The 20,854-nt window shown below is 60.4% G+C and carries 21 protein-coding genes, 1 tRNA gene and 1 pseudogene; 14 read left to right on the forward strand and 9 right to left on the reverse strand.

Going from position 1 to position 20,854, the window contains the following annotated elements:
• The first annotated feature begins 60 nt into the window (after nucleotides 1-60).
• From Q7C20_RS01280 to Q7C20_RS01290, 3 genes and pseudogenes are all read left to right on the forward strand, one after another.
• Entirely contained in the window at nucleotides 61-252 is a 192-nt protein-coding gene (locus Q7C20_RS01280) for a hypothetical protein (protein WP_375064647.1), read from the forward strand.
• Nucleotides 233-994 (forward strand): annotated as a pseudogene (locus Q7C20_RS01285) (tyrosine-type recombinase/integrase); the annotation flags it as partial. The gene Q7C20_RS01280 and the pseudogene Q7C20_RS01285, both read left to right, overlap by 20 nt.
• Before the next feature lie 56 nt (nucleotides 995-1,050).
• Complete coding sequence (locus Q7C20_RS01290; protein ID WP_375064649.1) at nucleotides 1,051-1,659, forward strand: hypothetical protein; 609 nt, start codon at nucleotides 1,051-1,053, stop codon at nucleotides 1,657-1,659.
• 124 nt (nucleotides 1,660-1,783) lie between these two features.
• Here the strand turns inward: Q7C20_RS01290 and Q7C20_RS01295 are convergent.
• Nucleotides 1,784-1,857: transfer RNA gene (locus Q7C20_RS01295), tRNA-Cys, on the reverse strand.
• A 211-nt stretch (nucleotides 1,858-2,068) separates the two neighbouring features.
• Complete coding sequence (locus Q7C20_RS01300; protein WP_375064651.1) at nucleotides 2,069-4,348, reverse strand: acylase; 2,280 nt, start codon at nucleotides 4,346-4,348, stop codon at nucleotides 2,069-2,071.
• Nucleotides 4,349-4,586: 238 nt separating this feature from the next.
• Here Q7C20_RS01300 and Q7C20_RS01305 point away from each other — a divergent pair, with 238 nt between their 5' ends.
• On the forward strand, nucleotides 4,587-4,967 hold the full coding sequence (locus Q7C20_RS01305) for a fe2+ zn2+ uptake regulation protein (protein ID WP_375064653.1): 381 nt from the start codon (nucleotides 4,587-4,589) through the stop codon (nucleotides 4,965-4,967).
• 15 nt (nucleotides 4,968-4,982) lie between these two features.
• Here Q7C20_RS01305 and Q7C20_RS01310 read toward each other — a convergent pair whose 3' ends face one another.
• Nucleotides 4,983-5,177, reverse strand: coding sequence for a hypothetical protein (locus Q7C20_RS01310; RefSeq protein ID WP_375064655.1), 195 nt, complete (start codon nucleotides 5,175-5,177; stop codon nucleotides 4,983-4,985).
• Nucleotides 5,178-5,363: 186 nt separating this feature from the next.
• Between Q7C20_RS01310 and Q7C20_RS01315 the strand changes: the two genes are divergently transcribed.
• A complete protein-coding gene (locus Q7C20_RS01315) occupies nucleotides 5,364-5,501 on the forward strand; it encodes a hypothetical protein (RefSeq protein WP_375064656.1) in 138 nt (45 codons plus the stop codon).
• A gap of 60 nt (nucleotides 5,502-5,561) precedes the next feature.
• Here the strand turns inward: Q7C20_RS01315 and Q7C20_RS01320 are convergent, their stop codons facing one another.
• Genes Q7C20_RS01320 through Q7C20_RS01340 form a run of 5 tightly spaced genes read right to left on the reverse strand, consistent with a single transcriptional unit; the run spans nucleotide 5,562 to nucleotide 9,977 of the window.
• Entirely contained in the window at nucleotides 5,562-6,308 is a 747-nt protein-coding gene (locus tag Q7C20_RS01320) for an ABC transporter permease (protein ID WP_375064849.1), read from the reverse strand.
• Between the two features lie 20 nt (nucleotides 6,309-6,328).
• Complete coding sequence (locus Q7C20_RS01325) at nucleotides 6,329-7,528, reverse strand: ABC transporter substrate-binding protein (RefSeq protein WP_348056675.1); 1,200 nt, start codon at nucleotides 7,526-7,528, stop codon at nucleotides 6,329-6,331.
• Nucleotides 7,515-8,318, reverse strand: coding sequence for an ABC transporter ATP-binding protein (locus Q7C20_RS01330; RefSeq protein WP_375064659.1), 804 nt, complete (start codon nucleotides 8,316-8,318; stop codon nucleotides 7,515-7,517). The genes Q7C20_RS01325 and Q7C20_RS01330 overlap by 14 nt, the downstream gene beginning before the upstream one ends.
• On the reverse strand, nucleotides 8,315-9,376 hold the full coding sequence (locus Q7C20_RS01335; RefSeq protein WP_375064661.1) for an acyl-CoA dehydrogenase family protein: 1,062 nt from the start codon (nucleotides 9,374-9,376) through the stop codon (nucleotides 8,315-8,317). Before Q7C20_RS01335 ends, Q7C20_RS01330 begins: the two co-directional genes overlap by 4 nt.
• Before the next feature lie 40 nt (nucleotides 9,377-9,416).
• Nucleotides 9,417-9,977, reverse strand: a complete 561-nt coding sequence (locus Q7C20_RS01340) for a carboxymuconolactone decarboxylase family protein (protein ID WP_375064663.1) — start codon at nucleotides 9,975-9,977, stop codon at nucleotides 9,417-9,419.
• Nucleotides 9,978-10,079: 102 nt separating this feature from the next.
• On the opposite strand from Q7C20_RS01340, the gene Q7C20_RS01345 reads away from it, so the two are divergent.
• The gene (locus tag Q7C20_RS01345; RefSeq protein ID WP_375064665.1) at nucleotides 10,080-10,985 is read left to right on the forward strand and encodes an AraC family transcriptional regulator; all 906 of its coding nucleotides are present in this window, start codon (nucleotides 10,080-10,082) and stop codon (nucleotides 10,983-10,985) included.
• Here Q7C20_RS01345 and Q7C20_RS01350 read toward each other — a convergent pair.
• A complete protein-coding gene (locus tag Q7C20_RS01350) occupies nucleotides 10,982-11,893 on the reverse strand; it encodes a LysR family transcriptional regulator (protein WP_375064667.1) in 912 nt (303 codons plus the stop codon). The two genes, Q7C20_RS01345 and Q7C20_RS01350, sit on opposite strands and share 4 nt — an antisense overlap.
• A gap of 118 nt (nucleotides 11,894-12,011) precedes the next feature.
• Here Q7C20_RS01350 and Q7C20_RS01355 point away from each other — a divergent pair, with 118 nt between their 5' ends.
• The 8 genes from Q7C20_RS01355 (at nucleotide 12,012) to glgA (ending at nucleotide 20,841) form a co-directional block, all read left to right on the forward strand.
• Nucleotides 12,012-13,007, forward strand: coding sequence for an aldo/keto reductase (locus Q7C20_RS01355; protein ID WP_375064668.1), 996 nt, complete (start codon nucleotides 12,012-12,014; stop codon nucleotides 13,005-13,007).
• A 141-nt stretch (nucleotides 13,008-13,148) separates the two neighbouring features.
• Nucleotides 13,149-15,143, forward strand: coding sequence for a methyl-accepting chemotaxis protein (locus Q7C20_RS01360; protein WP_375064670.1), 1,995 nt, complete (start codon nucleotides 13,149-13,151; stop codon nucleotides 15,141-15,143).
• A gap of 90 nt (nucleotides 15,144-15,233) precedes the next feature.
• Nucleotides 15,234-15,692: an SRPBCC family protein gene (locus Q7C20_RS01365; protein ID WP_375064672.1), complete on the forward strand. Its 459-nt coding sequence runs from the start codon at nucleotides 15,234-15,236 to the stop codon at nucleotides 15,690-15,692.
• Nucleotides 15,693-15,791: 99 nt separating this feature from the next.
• Nucleotides 15,792-16,238 (forward strand): DUF411 domain-containing protein, encoded by a 447-nt coding sequence (locus tag Q7C20_RS01370; RefSeq protein WP_375064674.1) that lies wholly within the window; start codon nucleotides 15,792-15,794, stop codon nucleotides 16,236-16,238.
• 3 nt (nucleotides 16,239-16,241) lie between these two features.
• The gene (locus Q7C20_RS01375) at nucleotides 16,242-16,685 is read left to right on the forward strand and encodes a YqaA family protein (protein WP_375064676.1); all 444 of its coding nucleotides are present in this window, start codon (nucleotides 16,242-16,244) and stop codon (nucleotides 16,683-16,685) included.
• Nucleotides 16,686-16,729: 44 nt separating this feature from the next.
• On the forward strand, nucleotides 16,730-17,731 hold the full coding sequence (locus Q7C20_RS01380) for an alpha/beta fold hydrolase (protein WP_375064678.1): 1,002 nt from the start codon (nucleotides 16,730-16,732) through the stop codon (nucleotides 17,729-17,731).
• Between the two features lie 26 nt (nucleotides 17,732-17,757).
• The gene (locus tag Q7C20_RS01385; RefSeq protein ID WP_375064680.1) at nucleotides 17,758-18,711 is read left to right on the forward strand and encodes a D-2-hydroxyacid dehydrogenase family protein; all 954 of its coding nucleotides are present in this window, start codon (nucleotides 17,758-17,760) and stop codon (nucleotides 18,709-18,711) included.
• Between the two features lie 573 nt (nucleotides 18,712-19,284).
• Nucleotides 19,285-20,841 carry a glycogen synthase GlgA gene (gene glgA, locus Q7C20_RS01390; RefSeq protein ID WP_348056650.1) on the forward strand — a complete coding sequence of 519 codons (1,557 nt, stop codon included), beginning with the start codon at nucleotides 19,285-19,287 and terminating at the stop codon, nucleotides 20,839-20,841.
• The last annotated feature ends 13 nt before the right edge of the window (nucleotides 20,842-20,854 follow it).

Consider the following 20,854-nt stretch of genomic DNA (forward strand, 5'->3'; position numbering starts at 1 on the left):
TTTGTAGGACGGGTGCGGTCAATTTTTCTGTAGGGGATTTCGACAGACGGAGAACGGCGTATGTGCGGACGATTTGTGCAGTACGAAGGGATGGCAATCTTCATTGAAGAGCTAAGCCCCCAAATAGAGCTGTTCAGCGGCTATGACGCTCAGCCAATTGATCGCTACAACGTCGCGCCGTCGACACGGGTTCAGCTGCTGCACGCCGCAGAGGATGGGTTGCATATCAATGCAACTCAGGAAAGCCTTTGAGAAAGCCCCTATTGATTCGATCACACCCCAGGTGGTTGCGCAGTACCGGGACGCTAGGACCGCAAAGGTCAGGGCCAACCGGGAAATCGCGTTGCTGTCGCATATGTTTACGATCGCCCGCGAGTGGGGCCTGACCAGCAACGCCAACCCTTGCTTCGGTGTTCGGCGCAACAAGGAAAAACCGCGGGACTATTATGCCGGCGAAATTGTGTGGAACGCGGTGTACACCGAAGCCGTTCAGGAACTTAAGGATGCCATGGGCCTGGCCTACCTGACCGGTCAACGCCCGGCCGACGTGCTTAAGGTGGCCACTACCGACCTGAACGCCGGATTCTTAATGGTCAAGCAAGGGAAGACTGAAAAGAAATTGCGCCTTCGACTGGAAGATGCGGGCGTGCAGTCGGCGCTGAGCGTCTTCATCGAAGACCTGCAGGAGCGTCGCGCGCTGAATGGCATAAAAACATCGAGGCTGATCACCAACACGTCGGGCCTACGGATGAGCCAGCAGATGCTTCGCAACCGCTGGGATGAGGCCCGCGAAAAAGCCGCCATCAAAGCTGGCGCCGACGGCGACGCAGCTTTGGCCATACTGATCCGCCAGTTCCAGTTCAAGGACATCCGGCCTAAAGCCGCCAGCGAAATCGAGTTAGCACATGCGAGCCGTTTGCTTGGCTACTCCACCGAAGAGATGACCAAGAAGGTATACCGGCGCGTGGGTGAGATCGTAAAACCTACAAAATAGTGACGTGCTACATTCCCTCCGCTAACACCCTCATAAATAAAACAGGAATGCCAGATATGGAAATGGTCATGACTACAAGTACAGGGGACGTATATAAATTCGACCTGGCCGTGGAGAAGGTTTCAGATGTCGAAATTATTATTGCTGCGGCCGAGACTGAAGACGAACTGGGATGCGTGCTGCGCTTCCATCTAATGCTAGAAAGCCTCCTATCATTTTACCTGGATGAAAAATGCCAGGGCGAAGTGGGCAAATACGCTAAACCCCCGCGAGATTTCGGCCAGAAGCTGGGCATGGCCGCTGCGTTCGGAATTCCGATGCAAATAGCAGCAGTGATCCATCAAGTAAATAATATGCGAAACAAACTCGCTCATGGACATAGTCCGCGGCTAGACAAAGGGGATGTGAAGCAACTCGCGAGACTTGTAAATTTAATGTCCTCCATCGACCCCGAATTCACGCCCTTGGAGAAACGCTACATCAAACTCCCGGTGAAACGTCCCGGCGAAAAGTTAACTTTTGGTAAGGAAGGACCACGAATCGACTTCCTAATGGCATGCACTGCTTTTTGGGGCACCGCACTAAATGCACTCACTCAAGAAGCGGCGCTGAATAAGCTAAGGCTCCTCATCGAAGCTGAAAAACGCTCCCCGAATCAGCCCTAAGATTTATCCAGTCAGTCTATTTTCTGCATGGAATTGCGGAAATGATCCTAAAAGTTGCGGAAACGATCCCGAATCGCAGGCATTAAAAAACCCCGCAGACCATTGATCTACGGGGCTTTAAGAGTGGAGGCCGAGGTCGGAATCGAACCGGCGTAGGCGGATTTGCAATCCGCTGCATAACCATTTTGCTACTCGGCCTCAAACGATAAATGCGTTACTGCTGACATTCATCGCATATAAACTTGAGTGGGCTCTGTGTGGCTGCCTCTACTCTAACTCATTGAATACAATAAAGTTTTTAATGCTTCGTTGCGTTCGATGGGCGCCATTATGTACTCATTTGCTTTTGCCTGCAACCCCTTGATTTCAAAAATATTTCGTAGCGGTATCAAGGGTTTGCGGGGCTGCCCTACTCTTTGATGAGCTGCTGTTGGTACTGCGGGTCGGCCTTGATCTGGGCGTCGGTGAAGGGCAATGGGCGCAGTTTTTTCTCGGAAAATGCCTGGGTTTGATCTTTGGCGTATTTCGATGCGGGGTTGCTGGATTCGGAGAATGCCAGTATGCCAATGGCTTGCGGGCCTTTGTCGTCGAAGGTGACGATTTGCAGGTAGCTGCTGCCGCTGACGACTTCGCGTTTTCCGTCGGGGCGGGATACGGTTTGCATGGCGTTGTAGATGCCCAGTTCTTGCGGGCCGCCGTGGATGGGTATGTCGCCGGCCACCTGGATGTCGCCCCAACAGGTTGCGCCGAGTTTGGCGACGTCGGCTGCGGACGCCAGCATGGCGTTGCGCAGGGCTTCGGCCACGGGCTTGCGGTCGATGGCCAGGCCGCTTGGCGTGGTCAGGGGGTGTGCGGGGTCGAAGGCAACTCGCCAGGCGTCGGGAATTTGCTGAAGGTGTTCCACCAGGTTGATGAAGTGCACCAGGCCTACGCCGCTGTCGAGGTTGGCGCGCTGGTCCCAGCTTTTCAGGCTTTTGCACACGGGCTGCAACGCTGCGGCGTCGGCGCCGAGGTGTTTGGCGCAGAATTCCAGCAGATCGGGCATGACTTGGCTGGCGAGGTACACCTCGTTGTCCATGACCATGTTTTGCAGGTCGGCCACGCCTATGGGCTGTTTGTCCAGGGATTGCAGGCGCTGCACGGCAAAGCGGGCGCGCGGGCCGAGGCCGATGTGGTCTTGGCTGATCACCGGGGAAAAACCGGTCAGCGGCGCCTTGGGGTTGGCCAGCCACGCGGAGTCGTTGGAGTGCTGCACGTAGTCGGTGCGTTCCAGTTGCGGCAATTGGTCGGCCGGGAAGATGCCGGCCTGGGCGGCGCGCGGGTCGACGTCCCAGGCGCAGGCACTGCGGGCGCCGTCGAGCATGATCATCTGCAGGCCCGCGCGCGGGTCGCTGCATTGCGCAAGCTTGGCGGCGCTGACGTTGGGCACCACCGACAGGTTCATGTACAGGCTCTGGCCCTGATCATCGGCCGCCACGGTGTTGACCCACGGGATGCCTTGCAGGGTATGCACCGAGGTTTGCAGTTCCTTGAGGTCTGCCGCGCGGTTCATGGCGTACCACTGCTGCAACACGCGGTCGTTGCCCAGGTTGGCGTCGCGCAGGCTGAACGCGTAGTGGTTGTCCCAATCCAGCTTGCCGGGCCATTGCACCACGGGGCCGAATTGCGAACTGTAAACCGTGTGGGTGACGTCTTTAAGGCTGCCATCGGCTTGTTTGACCTGCACCGTGACCGGGGTTTTAGCCATGGCGATGGACTTGCCGTCGAGCAAATAGTGCGTGGAATCCTTGGGATCAAGGGTCAGGCGGTACAGGGTGAAATGCTTCGAGGTGTCGACGGTATGGGTCCAGGCCACGTGCCTGTTAAACCCAATGTTGATCACCGGCAAGCCCGGCAGCGCGGCGCCCATCACGTCCAATTGGCCGGGGATGGTCAGGTGCATCTGGTAAAAACGCATGCCACCCACCCACGGAAAGTGCGGGTTGGCCAGCAGCATGCCACGGCCATTAAACGAGCGATCACGGCCGACAGCCACGGCGTTGCTGCCACGGTCGAGGGTGAATCGTTGTTGATTAGCGGCGGCCAGCGCAAACGCAGCGCTACCCGGTTGAACGCTGGCAGTGGCGTGCGGCGGTGTGGCGCCGACCAAGGCTTCGGCGAATTGACCTACGCCACCCTCTACCAGCAGCCGACGTGTCAGCTTCACCAGGTCCTCAGTCACAAGCGGCCGCACCCACGCGGCCTGGCACTGCTGGGGGGCGCCCTGCTCTTTGAGGTAACGGTTGTAACCCGCCACATAGCCTTCGATGCGCTGTTGAATCTGTGGAGTCTGTGCCTTCCAGAACGCGCTGATCGCTTCGGGGGTATTCAGCCAGGTGAAGAACACATCGCTGGCCAGGTTGTTGCGCCCTTCCAGGGTGCCCTGCTCCGGGCCGAAGAACCTGGCGCTCTCGCCGTTCACGGTGACCACTTCGTTGGCCAGCAGGCACAGGTTGTCCTGGGCATAGGCATAGCCGATGCCGAAACCCAGGCCTCGCTCATCGCTGGCGCGAATGTGCGGCACGCCGTACGTGGTCCGGCGAATTTCGGCCGATGCCGGTGCCGCCGGCTCCCGCGCCGACGCGGCAACGCATAAGCCCAGCATCACACCGGCCACACATACCCTGGACAACCCGTTGGCAATAATCACGCAAGCTCCACAGTCAAATTGAACACCCTCGCATGGGGCAGTGACCCCACCGTAAGGACGCAATGCACCGGGAATAATTTAGCCGAGGTACGGGTTTATTTATGGCGGGCGCGATGTGACAAAACCGATACCGACAAAATTTCTACATTCGCCGCTTCATGATTTTGCTCGCTCGTTCGTCTTATTAATCAAGAGCGCCATCATTTTCCTGATCAGGCTCTGATAAGGAGTTTTTTGCATGTACAACTCGCAACTGCCCACGGACGGACATTCATCCGCTGCCGACGCCGGTTTTGGCGGCGGCGCCCAAGCGTTCGGCGATACGCCCGAGCGTCATGGCAACGGGCGTATTCGTCACTTGCTCAAATGCTTCGGTTTGCGCACCAGCCTGATTCGGCTGAAGGTCATCGATGCCCTGCTCACTGCGGCAGACAACCAGCGCAGCCTGGGCGTACGCGGCGTACACAGCCATTTACTCGCGCTGGGCATTCCGTTGTCGTTTCTCAGTGTGCGTGAAGTGCTCAAACGCTTGTGCAGCGAGGGCGTGATCACCCTCAATGCCGATAAAAGCTACAGCCTCCATGAAGAGGCTGCCAAAGTGCTCGACGGTCGCGCCTGACTCGAGCACTGGACGTCAGAAGTTCGGCTTGACCTTGCGGCGCATGATGCCGTTGATCACTACCACGGTCACCGCCACGGCAATGGCGATGTACTGGAACGTTTTCTCGCTGATAGCCCCGGTGTTCTGCAGGTAGGACAGGCCAAACATCGTCGCCAGTACGGTCAGGGCGATCAGAATCGAATACTTAAAACGCTGCTTTTGGGTCATGACGGGTTCCTGAACCTTGAGAATGTATCCACTGTGTATCGCCAACCATGCCAAGCACATACCCGATGGGCGGGATGGATGGGGGTCGGCAGGGTCATATGTTACAGGCGATGTAAAAGTTTGGCTCGCACCACGCTTGACCGACGTCGCCTGATTGACCCTGTGAGTACCTTAGAGGATTTCGAAATGTTACGTCGAATCACACTGCTGATTCCCCTGCTGATCATGCTGAGCATGAGCGGCTGCTTCTTTTTCCCACGCGGCGGCGGTGGCGGCTGGCATGACCACCGCTATGACGGCGGACCTGGCTACGAACGCCGCTGATCGGTCGGCTACGGTCGGCAGCCCTGAACCACTTTTTTCAGGGCTGCTCAATAACACGCTTTACCCGCCGTGCACCCAACGCTGGTGCAGCCACCGCGCCAGCGCATCCAGCGCAAAACCCAACAACCCGATCAACAGCACCATCGCCATCAGCTCCGAATAGGCCAGCCGGTCACGCGTGTCGAGGATGTAGTAGCCGAGCCCCGCGCTCACGCCGAGCATTTCGCACGGCACCAGCACGATCCACAAAATCCCGATAGCCAGGCGTACGCCGGTCAACACATGCCCTGTCACTCCGGGAATAATCACCCGGCGCAAGGTTTCCCAGCGTGTGGCACTCAGGCTTTTGCTCAATTGGAGCCAACGCGGGTCCAACTGACGCACGCCGGCGGCGGTGTTAAGCATGATCGGCCATACGGCGGCAAAGGCCAGCAGGAAGTAGATCGGCTGATCGCCGACGCCCATCAGCATCACCACGATGGGCATCCACGACAGCGGCGAAATCATCCGTAAAAACTGAAACGCGGGCGTGGTCGCCGCCTCCAGGTTGCGCGAACTGCCCACCAGCAAGCCCAGTGGCACGCCGACCAACAACGCCAGAAACAAGCCGACGAATATGCGCTTGAGGCTCACGGCAATGTGCAGGTACAGCTCGCCACGGCCCATCAATTCCCACAGGCTGCCAAAGGTGGCGGCGAGCGAGAAGCGCGCCGACAAGCCGTCGGCATCGCCAAACATTTTCACGCCCAGCCACCACAGCACCAGCAAGCCTGCCAAGCCGCTGATGCCCAGCAACCAGCCGGGCAATGCGACGGTTTTGCCGTTGTTCAAACGCCAATCTCCTCGTGCCGTTCATAGCCGTCCGGCAACCCAAAGGTCTTCATGCCGCCCACGGCCTCGATGGCATTGCGCACGAAGCGGTCGTCCACCAGGTCTTTGGCGACAAACGCCGGGTCGAGGTCGGCGAGGAATTTCTTGTCGCCTTCGATCAAGGTGTCCTTCAAGCGGCGCACCAGTTCCTCGGTGTAACTGGGGAATGGGTAAGGCTGGAAATCAATGCGGTGTTCGTCCCAGTTCGCGTGTTGAATCGCGCCGTCAGCCAGGTAGGCGGCACGGTCGCTGGCGGCCGGGGCCAGCACTTTGCTCAACACTGGCTCGGCATGCGGCGTGTAGCGGTTCGGGCCGTCCTTGGACAGCAGCTTCACCGCTTCTTCGCGGTTGTCGCGTGTCCACACCTGAGCCTTGACGATTGCATTCACCACCTTTTGCGACCACTCGGGGCGCTGGGTTAAATCCTGCTCGTGCATGAACACCACGCAGCACGCGTGGTTGCGCCACACATCGCCGGTAAAGCGCTGCACGCGACCGACCTTGAGGTTTTCCGCGAGGGCGTTGAACGGCTCGGCGACGATGTAACCGTCGATGCGCTTGCTGGCCAGGGCCGGCGGCATGTCCGAGGGCGGCAATACGATCAGGTTGACTTCGTTGGCCGCGATCTGCGAGCCGACGGCGCGCGCCACAGGCGTCAGGCCGTTGTCGCGGAACAGTTGCTGCACCACCACGTTATGAATCGAATACCAGAACGGAATCGCCACCGACTTGCCGCCCAGTTGTTTCACGTCGCTGATGCCCGGAGACACCGTCAAGCCCGAACCGCCCACGTGGTTCCAGGCCACCACTTTGGCCGGGACTTTACTGCCATAACGCGCCCACACGGTCATCGGCGACAGCAGGTGAATCACATTGACCTGGCCTGAGATAAACGCCTCGATCACCTGAGCCCAACTGCGCAACAGCACCGGGCGTTCGGCCTTGATGCCTTCGGCTTCGAACAGGCCATTGTTATGCGCGACCAGCAGCGGCGTGGCGTCGGTGATCGGCAGGTAACCGATGCGCACCGGCGCGTCCGGCTCGCTGGCCGCGCGGGCTTGCAGGCTGCTCAACAGCGGTAAGGCACCGGCGGCGCTGAGTACCGCCGACAGTTTGAGAAAATCACGGCGCGAGTGGGTCAGGTCATCCAGACACATGGCTGGGCTCCGGCAATTGAGAGGGGTTGGGTTGAGGGCGGCTCGCCTGCCGTAAGGTTTTCAGAATCTCGATACGCAGTGCGCCGATGGCTTCAACCTGTTCTTCACGCGGTTGCGGCAGGTCGATACGCCATTCGCCCAAGGTCCGCGCCGGGCGGTTACCCAGTAGCAGCACGCGGTCAGACAACAGCAGCGCTTCATCAATGTCGTGGGTGATCAGCACGGCCGCCGAGCCTTGTTGGCGATTGACCTCAAGCAGCAGGTGCTGCATGTCGGCGCGGGTGACTTCGTCCAGCGCGCCGAACGGTTCATCCAGCAACAACACTTGCGGCTGACGCGCCAGGCAGCGCGCCAGTGCAGTGCGCTGGGCCATGCCGCCGGAGAGCTGCGCCGGGAATTGATGCCGGGCGTGTTCCAGGCCCACGGCCGCGATGGCCTGGTCGACGCGCTGGCGCCGTTGCTCGGGACTCAACGAGGGTTGGCGGGCGAAATCCAGGCCGAACGCGACGTTCTTTTCAAGGTTCAGCCACGGCAACAGGCTGGGGTCTTGAAACGCCACCGCCACCCGTGGGTGCGGGCCGTTCAGCCACTCGCCGAGCACCTGCACGCTACCGCCCTGGGGCGCCTGCAAACCTGCGAGTACCCGCAACAGGCTCGATTTGCCGACCCCGCTCGGGCCGAGGATCGACACCACTTCGCCGGGCTGCAGGTGCAGGTCAAAACCCTCCAGCACCGGCCCGCTGGCGTACCCCAGGCAAACCCCCTGGGCGCTCAATACCGCCTGGCTCACGGGCTGGCCTGGCGTTGCAGCTCGGTGCGCAATTGCACCAGGCTTGGCGTGACGATCGGCACAAACGCCGACTCGCGCCAGCGCCGGGCAAACCCGCTGCCGTGAGAGGTGAGGTAAGCCTTGCCACCGCTGGCTTGCAACTCAAGTTGCACGGCACTCGCGGCGGTTTCCGCCAAGGCAATGCGCAGCTTGAAGAGCGGCACCGGCTCCGCCGCAAAACGCCCGGCCAACAGGCCGTTCTTCAGCTCGGTAACCAGGTGATCAAGGGTGACGCGCAACGCTTCCAGCTCTTCACGCAAGACCGTGCGGCTGGCGCCCAAGTGGTTGGCTACCTCTGCCAACGAGCGGCGCGCCAGGCCAATCGACATCCCGCATTGCAACCCCAAAAACGCCGGGCGTACCGCTGGCAAAAACTTGCGCGCGTCCTCGTGCAGCAACCAGTCACGGCTCAACTCCACGCCTTCAAGCCAGAGCGCCGCCGTGTTGCTTGACTGCAGCCCCAGCAGTTCCAGGTCGCGGGAGCGTTGCAAGCCTGCGACCGAGTCAGGCAGTGCCAGAATAAATGGCGCGCCACCCCCGGCATGCTCAATGGCGACCGCCGCGACAAACCCGTTCTTGCGCAGGTTGGTCACCCAATGCAGGCGGCCATTGAGGGTCCAGCCATGCTCTGTGGGTTCGGCGCTGATTTGCAGGGTCTCGATGCCCGACAGGAATTTCATCGCGTTTGACAACCCGGTCGCGCCCGCCAGCTTGCCGCTGAGCAAGTCCGGCAACAGTTGCTCACGCAGCCGCTCATTCGGGCTTTGCAGCAGGTATTCGATAAACGAGCGCTGGCCCCAGCACACAAACGCCGCCGCCAAAGAATGGCTGGCGACATTGGCGATGGCGTCCACCGCGCCGGTCACGTCACCGCCCAGGCCGCCGAGTGCTTTGGGCACGCCGATACGTAATACATTGGCCTCTGCCAGCCTTGGCAGCACTTCCTGTGGATCGCAACTGCCCACATCCAGGGCCTGCGCTTGAACATCGAGCCAACGGCTCAAGATTGGGTCAAGCATTCATGTTTCTCCTTTTTGCAGCAGGTGGGCAGACGCCCGTTCAGCCAGCCGGTTGTTCCCAACGGTATTGCGCCAACTCCGGGTTCAGCGGCGTACGGGCAAACACGTTAGCGAAGTTACACAAGGTTGCCAGGCTCACGCCCAAAATAACTTCCAGGGCGTGACCGTCGGTGTAGCCCGCCGCGCGGAACGCTTCGTAGCCCTCATCGCTGACGTCGCCACGGGTGGCAATTACTTCGCGGGTAAACGCGGCAAGCGTCTCGTAGCGCGCGTTTGGCAGTTCGCCGCGCTGGCGCAGGGCGTCAATCACCGCTTCCGGCAACTTGGCCTTGTTGCGCGCCACGGCGGTGTGGCCGGCCACACAAAAGTCGCAGCCGTGGGTGGTCGCGGCAATCAATTGCACCACTTCACGGTCGGCCAGGCTGAGGTCGGATTTGGCATTGATGCCGGACACGGTGATGTAGGTTTCCAGCGCAGCCGGCGCATTCGCCAGCACGGCGAGCAGGTTGGGAATGAAGCCCGAGCCCTTCAAGGCATTTTCCAGAAACGGCTTGGCGGCTTCCGGCGCGGTGTCAGGGGTCAGTAACGGTACACGGGACATGGAGTAGTCTCCTGAGGGGTTCGTGCAGCCAGTCTGTTGGTTATAAAAAAACGCCTCAATAGGCTAAAGTAGTGATTACTTGCTCTTGGGTCTTTCCTTTAGATGAATTCGTCCAGTGCACTTGTCGATTGGTTATTAGACAGCCTTGAACTCAACACCAGTCTGTTCCACGTAGGCCGCTATTGCGGCGATTGGCATGCGAGCACCCACGGTTTGGCCAGTGCGAGTTTTCACCTGATCGTGCAGGGCGAATGCTGGCTGCATATCGACGGTGAATCGACCCCACAGCGCCTTAACAATGGTGACGCGGTGTTTCTGCTGCGTGACTTGGCTTACCGGCTTTCCGGAGAACCGACGGCGGCGGGCGCGCAGGAATGCCCTCGGCGCCCGATGCAGGCGCTGGACAGCAGTGCGAACGACGGTGTGGGGTTGGTCTGCGGGTTCTTTCATTTCCAGTCCGGCTTGTCGGCAATGATCGTAGACACCCTGCCCGCCTGGATCATCCTGCGTGCCGGCGACCCGTCGTTGACCGCCGCGCGCAACCTGTTCGAATTGATCCTGCAAGAATGCGAGCGCGCGCCCGCGCCCTCTTCCGCGTTGCTCGAACGCCTTTGTCACCTGCTGTTTCTGTACGTGCTGCGCCAACAGGTGCTCGACAACACGGACCTCGGCGGCCTCGCGGCATTGGGCCGGCAACCGGCATTCGCAAACCTGCTGGAACAGTTGATCGCGCGCCCGGCAGACGCCTGGACCCTGGAAAGCATGGCGGCCTGCACCGGGCTGTCACGTTCGGCGTTTTTCAAACGTTTCAATGAGCTGTGCGGGCAATCGCCGGGGCAAGTGCTGCTGATGATGCGTATGCGCCACGCCTGCGAACTGTTCAAGAAAGACCAGACCGTGGCGCAGGTAGCGCTGGCGGCGGGCTACCAATCGGTGGCGGCATTTACCCGCGCCTTTCACAAGGTCACCGGGCACCAGCCAGGCGCCTATCGCAAGGCCCAGGCTTAACGCCGCAAGCCGGTGCCAGGCGTGGCGCAGAGTTCCACCAGCCAGTCGATAAACACCCGAACCCGCTGTGACAGCTGCCGATGGGGCGGGTAGAACGCCGTCAGTGCCATGTTCGGCGGCGCATGCCCGGGCAGCACTTCTACCAGTGTGCCTTGGGCCAGTTGCCGCCGGGCGTGATAGTACGGCGCCTGGATCAACCCATACCCCGCCTCGCATGCGGCGAAGTAACCGTCGGCGCTGTTGACCGCCACCACCTTGGGCAAATTGACCTCGCGCAGCTCATTGCCGACCTGGAATTCCAGCCCGAAACGTTTGCCGGTGGAACTGGAGACATACTCGACCATCTGGTGCCCGTTCAGGTCGTCCAGGGCAGCGGGCAAGCCGAAGCGCTCAAGGTAACTCGGGCTGGCCAGGGTCAACTGGTCCATCATTGCCAACGGCCGTGCGACCAGTGATTCGTCCAGGGCTGGCCCGCCGCGCAGCACACAGTCGACGCCTTCGCGAATCAGGTCCACGGTACGGTCATTGAGGCCGATTTCCAGCTCGATCTGCGGGTAGCGCGCGGTAAACGCCGGGAGCGCCGGAATTACGATCAACCGGCCGATGCCCGAGGGCATGTCGATGCTCAGCGTCCCGCGCGGGTTCTGGCGGCGGGTCGAAAACACCGCCTCGGTTTCTTCCAAATCGGTGAGCAACTGCACGCAGCGCTGGTAATAGGCCGCGCCGTCCAGGGTCGGGCTGACCTGGCGCGTGGTGCGTTGTAGCAACTGCACGCCGAGGTGGGCTTCCAGCTGCTTGATTAGAATCGTCACCGACGCCCGTGGCAATTGCAGACTGTCAGCCGCCTTGGCAAAACCACCCAATTCAACAATCCGGGTGAATACGCGCATCGCGCTAAAGCGGTCCAAGGGCCGACTCCTCATGGATTATTTAGATTTTACGAACAGTGATAGTGCTTTTAGCCGGTTTATCCCGCTTTTGTCGAGGATGACAATGGAGGTCTTCCTACGCACCGGAGCTTTACCCATGCACACCCGTCAACTCGGTAAAAACGGCCCCCTCGTCAGCGCTATTGGTCTTGGCTGCATGGGCATGACCGACTTTTACACCACCGGCACCGACACCACTGAAGCCGTCGCCACCCTGCACCGCGCGCTGGAGCTGGGCGTCAACTTTCTCGACACCGCCGATATGTATGGCCCGCATACCAATGAAGCGCTGATTGGCAAGGCGATTGCCGGCAAACGCGATCAGGTCTTTCTGGCGAGTAAATTCGGCATCGTGCGCGACCCGGCGAACCCGGCGCTGCGTGGGGTAAATGGTCGCCCGGACTACATCCACGCAGCCATCGACGGCACTCTGCAACGCCTTGGCGTAGAAACCCTGGATTTGTATTACCAGCACCGCATCGACCCGGACGTGGCCATCGAGGAAACCGTGGGCGCCATGGCCGAACTGGTTAAACAGGGCAAAGTGCGTTACCTGGGTTTAAGCGAGGCCTCCTCCGCTACGCTGGAACGTGCGCACAAGGTGCACCCCATCAGCGCGCTGCAAAGCGAATACTCGTTGTGGAGTCGCGATCAGGAGGACAACGGCTGCCTCGCCGCCTGCCAACGCCTGGGCATTGCGTTTGTGCCTTACAGCCCGCTTGGCCGAGGATTTCTGACCGGCGCACTGAAAAGCCCGGACGACTTCGATGCCGACGACTACCGCCGCTTCAGCCCGCGCTTTCAGGGCGAAAACTTCGCGAAAAACCTGCTGCTGGTGAAACAGGTCCAGGCACTCGCGGCGGACAAAGGCGTGACGGCCGGCCAACTGGCGCTGGCCTGGGTGTTGGCTCAGGGCGATTACCTGATCCCGATTCCCGGCACCAAGCAACGCAAATACCTGGAAGAGAATGTGGCGGCGGTTTCGCTGACCCTCAGCGCGACGGAACTCGCGGCACTTGAGGCGATTTTCCCCGCCGATGCCACTGCCGGCCTGCGTTACCCGCAGGCAGTCATGGGCATGCTGAACCGCTAGCCGCAGCGTTCAGGGGCGCCCGCCTTGGTGCCCCTGAATTTGTTGCAGCCTGGTACCTAAAGCTCCACCCGTCTGAGCCGATAGCACGACGAAGCTCTAACAAAGCCGCGTCGACAATAAACGCTTCGTAAGGACGACTCCATGCCCCCACTGCGCTCTATCCAAGCCCGCTATACCCTGTTTCTGGTGCTGTTCGTTCTGGTGTTAATCGTGTTGACCGTCGTCGGCATCGGCCAGTTGGTTGCGCCCCAGCTGCGTCACACTGAAGAACAGGTGGTGCTCAACCGCGTCGCCGAGGTGGCCGAACAGATCAAGGGCGAACTGAACAAGGTTCAGGCCCAGCAACGCAGCATCACTCAAACCATCCCCTTGCTCGACAGCGATGCCATCGACAAGGTCCTGCCTGGCCTGGTGGATCAGTACGGCGAACTGAAAGTGTTCGGCGGCGGGATCTGGCCGCTGCCTAATCAGCGTGCTCAGGGGCGCAACAAATTCAGCACGTTCTGGCACCGCGATGCCTCAGGCAAGCTGGCCGTCAACACGTTCTGGAACAGTGACGCCGCGCCCAACTACTACGACCAAAGCTGGTACAAAGGCGGCCTCGCCTCGCCCCGCGGCCAGTGTGCCTGGGCGGCGGCCTACAAGGACGACGCCAGCCAGGAGCCACGCACCAACTGCGCCATGGCGATCCAGCGTGACGGCGCCGCGTATGGCGTTGCCACTATTGACGTGACCCTGGGCTTCTTCAATGACTTGGTGGCCAGCAAAGAGAAAGACATCGGCGGCCAAATGCTGATCGTCGAAGGCGACGGCAAGATCATCAGCAACAGCTCGCGCATCAACAGCCCGGTGGTGTTGAAAAACGTCAGCGAACTGGCCGGCACGTCGGCGTTTGCCGCCCAAGTCAGCAAAGCCCTGGCCCAGCGCGACAAAGGCCTGCAACGTACTGAATTCGACAACGGGGGCGTGGCCAGCGCCTTCTACCTGCGCCCGATCGAAGGCACGCCGTGGTTCCTCGCCACCGCCCTGCCCACCTCGCTGATCACCGCCCAGCGCGATGATGTACTCGGCACCCTGGCGATGTTGCAGATTCCGATGGTGCTGTTGCTGGTGCTGCTGGCAGCCTATGCCATTCGCCAGTTGGTGCAGCGTATGCGCTCGCTGAAGACCAATATCGACGCGTTGTCTGCCGGCGATGCCGACCTGACGCGGCGCATCACCATTCGCGCCGAAGACGAACTGGGTGCCATTGGCCACTCGGTTAACCACTTTATCGTCTACCTGCAAAACATGATCGGTGAAGTGACCCAAGCCACGGCGGCCATGTCGTCGGGCCTTGAGCAGTTGCAGCGCACCTCGGCTCACATCAACCAGATTCTGGTGCGGCACGCCTCGGAGACCGACCAGACGGTCACCGCCATCACCGAAATGAGCTCCACCGCCGACACCGTGGCGCAAAATGCCGCCGAAACGGCGGCCTTCACCCAGCGCGCCAATGAGCACGCCGACCGCTCCCGCGTGGTCGTGGGTGAGGCGTCAACCAGCGTCAGCGCGCTGATCGGCGAAGTGTCCAGCGCCACCCACACCGTGGAAGCCATGCGCCAGGACGCCGCGCGTATTACCGAAACCCTCGGGGTGATCGGTGCAATCGCCGGCCAGACCAACCTGCTGGCCCTCAACGCCGCGATTGAAGCGGCACGTGCCGGTGAGCAAGGCCGTGGGTTTGCGGTAGTAGCCGATGAAGTGCGTGCGCTGGCCGCACGGACTCAGGCCAGCACCTCGCAGATCAACGAGATGCTCGCGCGCCTGACCACCGGCGTGAGTTCTTCGGTGACCGCGATGGAAGCCACCCAGGCCAGCTGCCAGTCGGCAGCAGACGCCACGGCGCGGGTGAACACCGGGTTGGACGAAATGGCCGGTTCCGTGAGCCATATCAATAACCTCAGCACCCAGATCGCCACGGCGGCCGAGCAACAAAGCGCCGTCACCGAGGAGATCAACCGCAGCATGGTGCAGATCCGACATATGGTTGAGGAACTGGTGGAAAGCGGCCATGCCACTGAAACCAATACCCGCAGCCTGATCGATGCCAATGGCCAGGTGATCACGCTGATGAGCCGTTTCAAGGTGCGCTGATAAATGGCTGAGACACTCCCGTGCAATGCGCGGGAGTGGGGCTATTCTGAAAGTTCTCAGGACAAAATCTCGCCACACAGGAGGTGTGTCATGCGCGTTGTGGAGCAGTCGACCCGCTTGGAGCGGATCAGCCAGGAACGCTTTATTGAGGCCCCCATCGAGGTGGTGTACGACTACGTCACCCAGCCCGACCGCTGGCACGAGTGGCACCCCACTTCCCTCGGTGCCGACACCGGCACTACCGGCTCCCTCGCGGCCGGCACGCGGTTTACCGAAGTCATCGACCTGCTCGGCGTGCGCGTCCCCATGAGTTATCGGGTGCAAGTGGCCAACCCGCCGCAGGAATTCAAAACCGTATTCACCTCCCTGGCCGTCGACGGCTCCATTCATTACTTCCTGCAACCCCATCGCGGCGGGACGCTGTTCAAGCGCGTATTGACCTACCAAACCGAATTGCAACTCGTCACCTTGCATGGGCGAATGGTCGAGCTGTCCGCCACCGCGCTGAGCCAGCTCAAGCAACGACTGGAAAACACTCACTTCGTATAATTTGGAAACATTACCGGCACATCGCTGCTTCTGTGGGCGCTGGCTTGCCTGCGATGAGCCCGTCATCATCGCGGCCTATTCCGACTCCCGAGCCCTCCCATGAAAACCCCATTGCGACTGGCCCTGCTCACCGCGTTATTCACCACCACCCTCGCCCAAGCCGCTGACCTGATCCCCATCGACGTGCACCGCGACGCCAATTGCGGTTGCTGCAAAAAGTGGATCAGCCACTTGGAAAGCAACGGTTTCAAGGTCAATGACCACGTGGAAGCCGACATGAGCGCGGTCAAACAGCGCCTCGGCGTCGCGCCACGCCTGGCTTCGTGCCACACCGCCGTGATCGACGGCAAGTTCGTCGAGGGCCATGTGCCTGCCGAGCAAGTGCTGGCACTGCGCAAACGTGATGACTTGCTCGGCATTGCCGCGCCGGGTATGCCGATGGGCTCGCCGGGCATGGAAGTGGACGGCCAAAGCGATGCCTACCAAGTCATTGGGCTAACGCGCGAGGGTAAAGACGTCGTGGTGGCTGATTACCCGGCTCACTGATCAATGCTGGCAGGTTACCTGGGTTTATTTATCGCGGCATTCGGCGCCGCGACCCTGCTGCCTTTGCAGTCAGAAGCCGTGCTTGTGGGGCTATTGCTCAGCGGGCATTACAGCCTGTGGCTGCTGCTGGGCATCGCCACGCTGGGCAATGTATTGGGCTCGGTGGTGAATTGGTGGTTGGGCCGCTGGGTTGACCATTTCAAGGGACGGCGCTGGTTCCCGGTCAGCACCCGGCAGCTCGACAAGGCCCGCAAGCACTACGAGCGCTGGGGGCACTGGACGCTGCTGCTGAGTTGGGTTCCGATCATTGGTGACCCGCTGACGCTGGTGGCCGGTGTAATGCGTGAGCCGCTGTGGCGGTTCTTGCTGCTGGTCACGCTGGCCAAGGGCCTGCGCTACGGCGTACTGGCGGCGGTGACCCTGCAGTGGGTGTTAATCCCCACTTAATCCCCTCGCAACAGCATCCGGGGCATTCTTATCGGAGCCCTTCCATGCCTACCATCCGTGCTTTTTGCATCGCCGGCCTGCTGGCGGCCAGTGCCGCTCCCGTGTTTGCCGCCACTTACGGCCCCGAACTTCAGGGCTTCCAATACCCCTACCCGGTTGAACATTTCAACTTCCAGTCCCAGGGCAAATCCCTGCAAATGGGTTACATGGACGTCCCGGCCAACGGCAAGGCCAATGGCCGCAGCGTGGTGTTGATGCACGGCAAGAATTTTTGCGGCGCCACGTGGGATGCATCCATCAAAGCCCTGAGCGATGCCGGCTACCGGGTAATCGCGCCCGACCAGATCGGCTTTTGCACCTCCAGCAAGCCTGACCATTACCAGTACAGCTTTCAGCAATTGGCGATCAACACGCATCAGTTGCTGGAAAAGCTCGGCATTCAAAAGGCCGCCCTCGTCGGCCATTCCACCGGCGGCATGCTCGCCACCCGTTACGCACTGCTCTACCCCGCACAGACCGAACAGCTCGCGCTGGTGAACCCTATCGGCCTGGAAGACTGGAAAGCCCTGGGCGTGCCTTACCGCAGCGTTGATCAATGGTATGAGCGCGAGCTGAAGCTGAGCGCCGAGGGCATCCGGAAATATGAACTGAACACTTACTATGTGGGGCGCTGGAAACCCGAATACGACCGCTGGGTCGATATGCTCGCCGGCCTGAACAAAGGCCCGGGGCATACTCAGGTCGCGTGGAACTCGGCGTTGATTTACGACATGATCTTCACCCAGCCGGTGTACTACGAGTTCAAGGATTTGCAGATGCCGACCCTGCTGTTGATCGGCACCTCCGACACCACTGCGATTGGCAGCGACATCGCGCCGCCAGCGGTCAAGGCAAAGCTCGGTCACTACGACGTACTGGGTAAACAAGTGGCGAAGCTGATCCCCCATTCAACCCTGGTGGAATTCCCGGGCCTGGGGCACGCGCCGCAGATGGAAGAGCCGGCTCAATTTCATAAAGCGCTGTTGCAGGGCTTGAATGCCCTTTAATCCAACCTTTTTCGAGGCACGCGTGCATGTCGGTACAGATCGCAGTCATTGATGATTGGCAAGGTGTGGCCAGTGGTGTGGTGGACTGGTCGGTATTGGCTGCGGTCGGGCACGTGCATTTCCTTGATGATTACCCGGCGGATACCGCCACGATGACCGAGCGTTTGAAGGGGTTCGAGGTTATTTGCGTGATGCGCGAACGCTCGACGTTCGACAAGGCGCTGCTGCAGGGCTTGCCGAACCTCAAGCTGCTGGTCACCGGTGGCATGCGCAATGCTGCCATCGATATCCCGGCCGCCAAGGCATTGGGCATTCAGGTGTGCGGCACCGACAGCTATAAGCAAGCTGCACCGGAGTTGACCTGGGCGCTGATCATGGCCTCCACGCGTAATTTGCTCGCCGAAGCCAATTCCCTGCGCGTCGGCAACTGGCAGGTTGGCCTGGGTGGCGATTTGTACGGCAAGACCCTGGGTATCCTCGGGCTGGGCAGCATTGGCCAGAAGGTTGCGCAGTTTGCGCAGGTATTCGGGATGCGGGTCATCGCCTGGAGTGAAAACCTTACGCCGGAGCGGGCAGCCGAGTCGGGCGTGACGTGGGTCAGCAAGCAGGAATTGTTTGAACAGGCCGATATCCTCACGATTCACCTGGTGCTCAGCGACCGCAGTCGCGGCTTGGTGGACGCCGAGGCGCTGGGCTGGATGAAGCCCACTGCACGGCTGGTGAACACTGCGCGCGGGCCGATTGTGGATGAGCAGGCGCTGGTGGCGGCGCTCTCCGCCGGGCGCCTGGCGGGGGCGGCGCTGGATGTGTATGGCGAAGAGCCGCTGCCGGTTGATCATCCGTTCCGTCGTTTGCCGAACGTGCTGGCTACGCCCCACGTGGGGTATGTGAGCGAGCAGAATTACCGGCAGTTTTATCAGCAGATGATTGAGGATATTCAGGCGTGGGCAGATAAAGCGCCCATTCGCGTGCTCGGCTAACAGGCGGCAAACTGCACAGGTGAGGTGAGCGCTGCGTCTGTGCATCTGTGGCGAGCAGGCTTGCCCTGCGTTGGAGTGCGCAGCGCTCCTGAGTGGGCTATTACGGTGCATCAGGTAGATTGGGGGGGACTTTTGGGGCTGCTGCGCAGCCCAACGCGGGGCAAGCCCGCTCGCCACAACAAGCCCGCACGACGCAGTGAGCGAGTTCACTTATAGAAGCGGATCAGCTCATAACCAGTGCTTCTGACCTTAAAATATCTTTGTCCTACAAAATCCTCTTGAAAACCTTACAGGCGCTGGGATCTGTCCTAGACTCAGGGCCGATGGGTCCGTGCCAAAACAAAAACCCCGCAAAAAATCGAAACTTTCCAACTCTGCCGTAGGTCCAGTTTTAGGTAAGGCGTGCGCGTTCGGAATACACCGGATGCCCGCCCATCCAAACTATTTCTGTTTGACGTGCAACTGGCATAAGCCTTGCCAGATCTGCACAGCGCTTGTGCGCCTGGCCGCAGGATGCGGTCTTCGGAGCCGATGGCAGCGGGCCATTAGCCCACCAAAATGTAGGAGTGCAGTATGATCAGTGCCGCTTTAAATACTCAGGGAGAGCGTGTTAGTCAGCCGGTAGGGGGGCCTACTTCCTTGGCCGACCTGCCCAACACTGTGCGGCCGATCGTGAGTCAGAACCCTAATCGAAAGAAAGTGCTGTTTGTCACTTCCGAGTTTGCCGACCTGGTAAAAACCGGTGGCCTGGGCGACGTGTCCGCCGCCCTGCCCCGCGCTATGGCACATTTGCACGATGTGCGCGTGTTGATTCCGGGTTACCCGCAGGTGATGGAAAGCGACAACCCGATTCATATTATCGGTGAGCTGGGTGGCCACGCCGCGCTGCCACCGTGCAAGATCGGGCGCATGGACCTCAAGGACGGCCTGGTCATCTATGTACTGATCTGCCCTGAGCTCTACGAGCGCGAAGGCACGCCCTACGGCGCCAACAACGGTCGCGACTGGCCGGACAACCATATTCGCTTCGCCCGCCTGGGCCTGGCTGCCGCTGATATTGCCGCCAACCTGGCGCAAATTCACTGGTGCCCAGACCTGGTGCACGCCCACGACTGGCCGGCTGGCCTGGCCCCGGCGTACATGCACTGGCGCGGGTCACGCACGCCCACCTTGTTCACTATCCATAACCTGGCCTACCAAGGCGTGGTTAGCCTGGGATGCACTCCCGAGCTGGGTATCCCGCCGCATGCCTTGCAACAGGAAGGCATGGAGTTTTACGGCAAGATGTCGTTCCTCAAGGCCGGCATGGCGTACTCCAGCCATATCACTACGGTGAGCGCCACGTACGCCCAGGAAATCACCACCCCAGAATTTGGCTGTGGCCTGGACGGTTTTCTTGCCAGCAAGACTCAGCAAGGTCTGCTCAGCGGTATTCCCAACGGTATTGAAGACAGCTGGGAAACCTCGACCGACCCGCACCTGATGCACAACTTCAATATTGGCGATTGGGAAGGCAAGGCCATCAACGCCGCGCACGTGCGCGAATTGTTTGGCTTGCATGACTCCAGCGGCCCGCTGTTCGCTGTGGTGTCACGCCTGGTCTACCAAAAAGGCCTGGACCTGACCGAAGCCGTTGCCAGCTTTATTGTTGAGCAAGGCGGTCAAATCGCGATCATCGGTCGCGGTGAGCCAGAAGAAGAGCAAGCCATGCGTGAGCTGGCCTTGCGCTTCCCCGGCCAGGTGGGCGTGCGTATTGGCTTCAATGAAACCGATGCCCGCCGCATGTTCGCCGGCAGTGACTTCCTGCTGATGCCATCGCGCTATGAGCCGTGTGGCTTGAGCCAGATGTACGCCCAGCGGTTCGGCTCGCTGCCGGTCGCGCGCAACACCGGCGGTTTGGCCGACACCATTGAAAATGGCGTCACCGGCTTTTTGTTTAATGAATCCACAGTCGACAGCTATAAAGAAGCGCTCACCCGCGCCTTTAAGGTGTTCGGCTTCCCAGGGCTGCTCAACGCCATGCGTTCGCGCGCCATGACTCAACCGTTCAATTGGAGCCAGGCGGTAGAACCCTACGCCGAGCTGTACGAACAACTGGTGGCTAAAGCACTGGGGAAATCCGCTAAATAATCAAAGGGAGGTC

The organism is Pseudomonas sp. AMR01, assembly GCF_041946035.1.
GTDB lineage: Bacteria > Pseudomonadota > Gammaproteobacteria > Pseudomonadales > Pseudomonadaceae > Aquipseudomonas > Aquipseudomonas antarctica_B.

What these genes read in the sequence shown, in the direction of transcription:
- Q7C20_RS01355 (WP_375064668.1), top strand. Translation starts at nt 12,012, where the DNA reads ATGCACACCCGTCAACTCGGTAAAAACGGCCCCCTCGTCAGCGCTATT.
- Q7C20_RS01380 (WP_375064678.1), top strand. Translation starts at nt 16,730, where the DNA reads ATGCCTACCATCCGTGCTTTTTGCATCGCCGGCCTGCTGGCGGCCAGT.
- Q7C20_RS01315 (WP_375064656.1), top strand. Translation starts at nt 5,364, where the DNA reads ATGTTACGTCGAATCACACTGCTGATTCCCCTGCTGATCATGCTGAGC.
- Q7C20_RS01310 (WP_375064655.1), bottom strand. Translation starts at nt 5,177, where the DNA reads ATGACCCAAAAGCAGCGTTTTAAGTATTCGATTCTGATCGCCCTGACC.
- Q7C20_RS01335 (WP_375064661.1), bottom strand. Translation starts at nt 9,376, where the DNA reads ATGCTTGACCCAATCTTGAGCCGTTGGCTCGATGTTCAAGCGCAGGCC.
- Q7C20_RS01340 (WP_375064663.1), bottom strand. Translation starts at nt 9,977, where the DNA reads ATGTCCCGTGTACCGTTACTGACCCCTGACACCGCGCCGGAAGCCGCC.
- Q7C20_RS01290 (WP_375064649.1), top strand. Translation starts at nt 1,051, where the DNA reads ATGGAAATGGTCATGACTACAAGTACAGGGGACGTATATAAATTCGAC.
- Q7C20_RS01370 (WP_375064674.1), top strand. Translation starts at nt 15,792, where the DNA reads ATGAAAACCCCATTGCGACTGGCCCTGCTCACCGCGTTATTCACCACC.
- Q7C20_RS01365 (WP_375064672.1), top strand. Translation starts at nt 15,234, where the DNA reads ATGCGCGTTGTGGAGCAGTCGACCCGCTTGGAGCGGATCAGCCAGGAA.
- glgA (WP_348056650.1), top strand. Translation starts at nt 19,285, where the DNA reads ATGATCAGTGCCGCTTTAAATACTCAGGGAGAGCGTGTTAGTCAGCCG.
- Q7C20_RS01305 (WP_375064653.1), top strand. Translation starts at nt 4,587, where the DNA reads ATGTACAACTCGCAACTGCCCACGGACGGACATTCATCCGCTGCCGAC.
- Q7C20_RS01360 (WP_375064670.1), top strand. Translation starts at nt 13,149, where the DNA reads ATGCCCCCACTGCGCTCTATCCAAGCCCGCTATACCCTGTTTCTGGTG.
- Q7C20_RS01345 (WP_375064665.1), top strand. Translation starts at nt 10,080, where the DNA reads ATGAATTCGTCCAGTGCACTTGTCGATTGGTTATTAGACAGCCTTGAA.
- Q7C20_RS01385 (WP_375064680.1), top strand. Translation starts at nt 17,758, where the DNA reads ATGTCGGTACAGATCGCAGTCATTGATGATTGGCAAGGTGTGGCCAGT.
- Q7C20_RS01375 (WP_375064676.1), top strand. Translation starts at nt 16,242, where the DNA reads ATGCTGGCAGGTTACCTGGGTTTATTTATCGCGGCATTCGGCGCCGCG.
- Q7C20_RS01280 (WP_375064647.1), top strand. Translation starts at nt 61, where the DNA reads ATGTGCGGACGATTTGTGCAGTACGAAGGGATGGCAATCTTCATTGAA.
- Q7C20_RS01325 (WP_348056675.1), bottom strand. Translation starts at nt 7,528, where the DNA reads ATGTGTCTGGATGACCTGACCCACTCGCGCCGTGATTTTCTCAAACTG.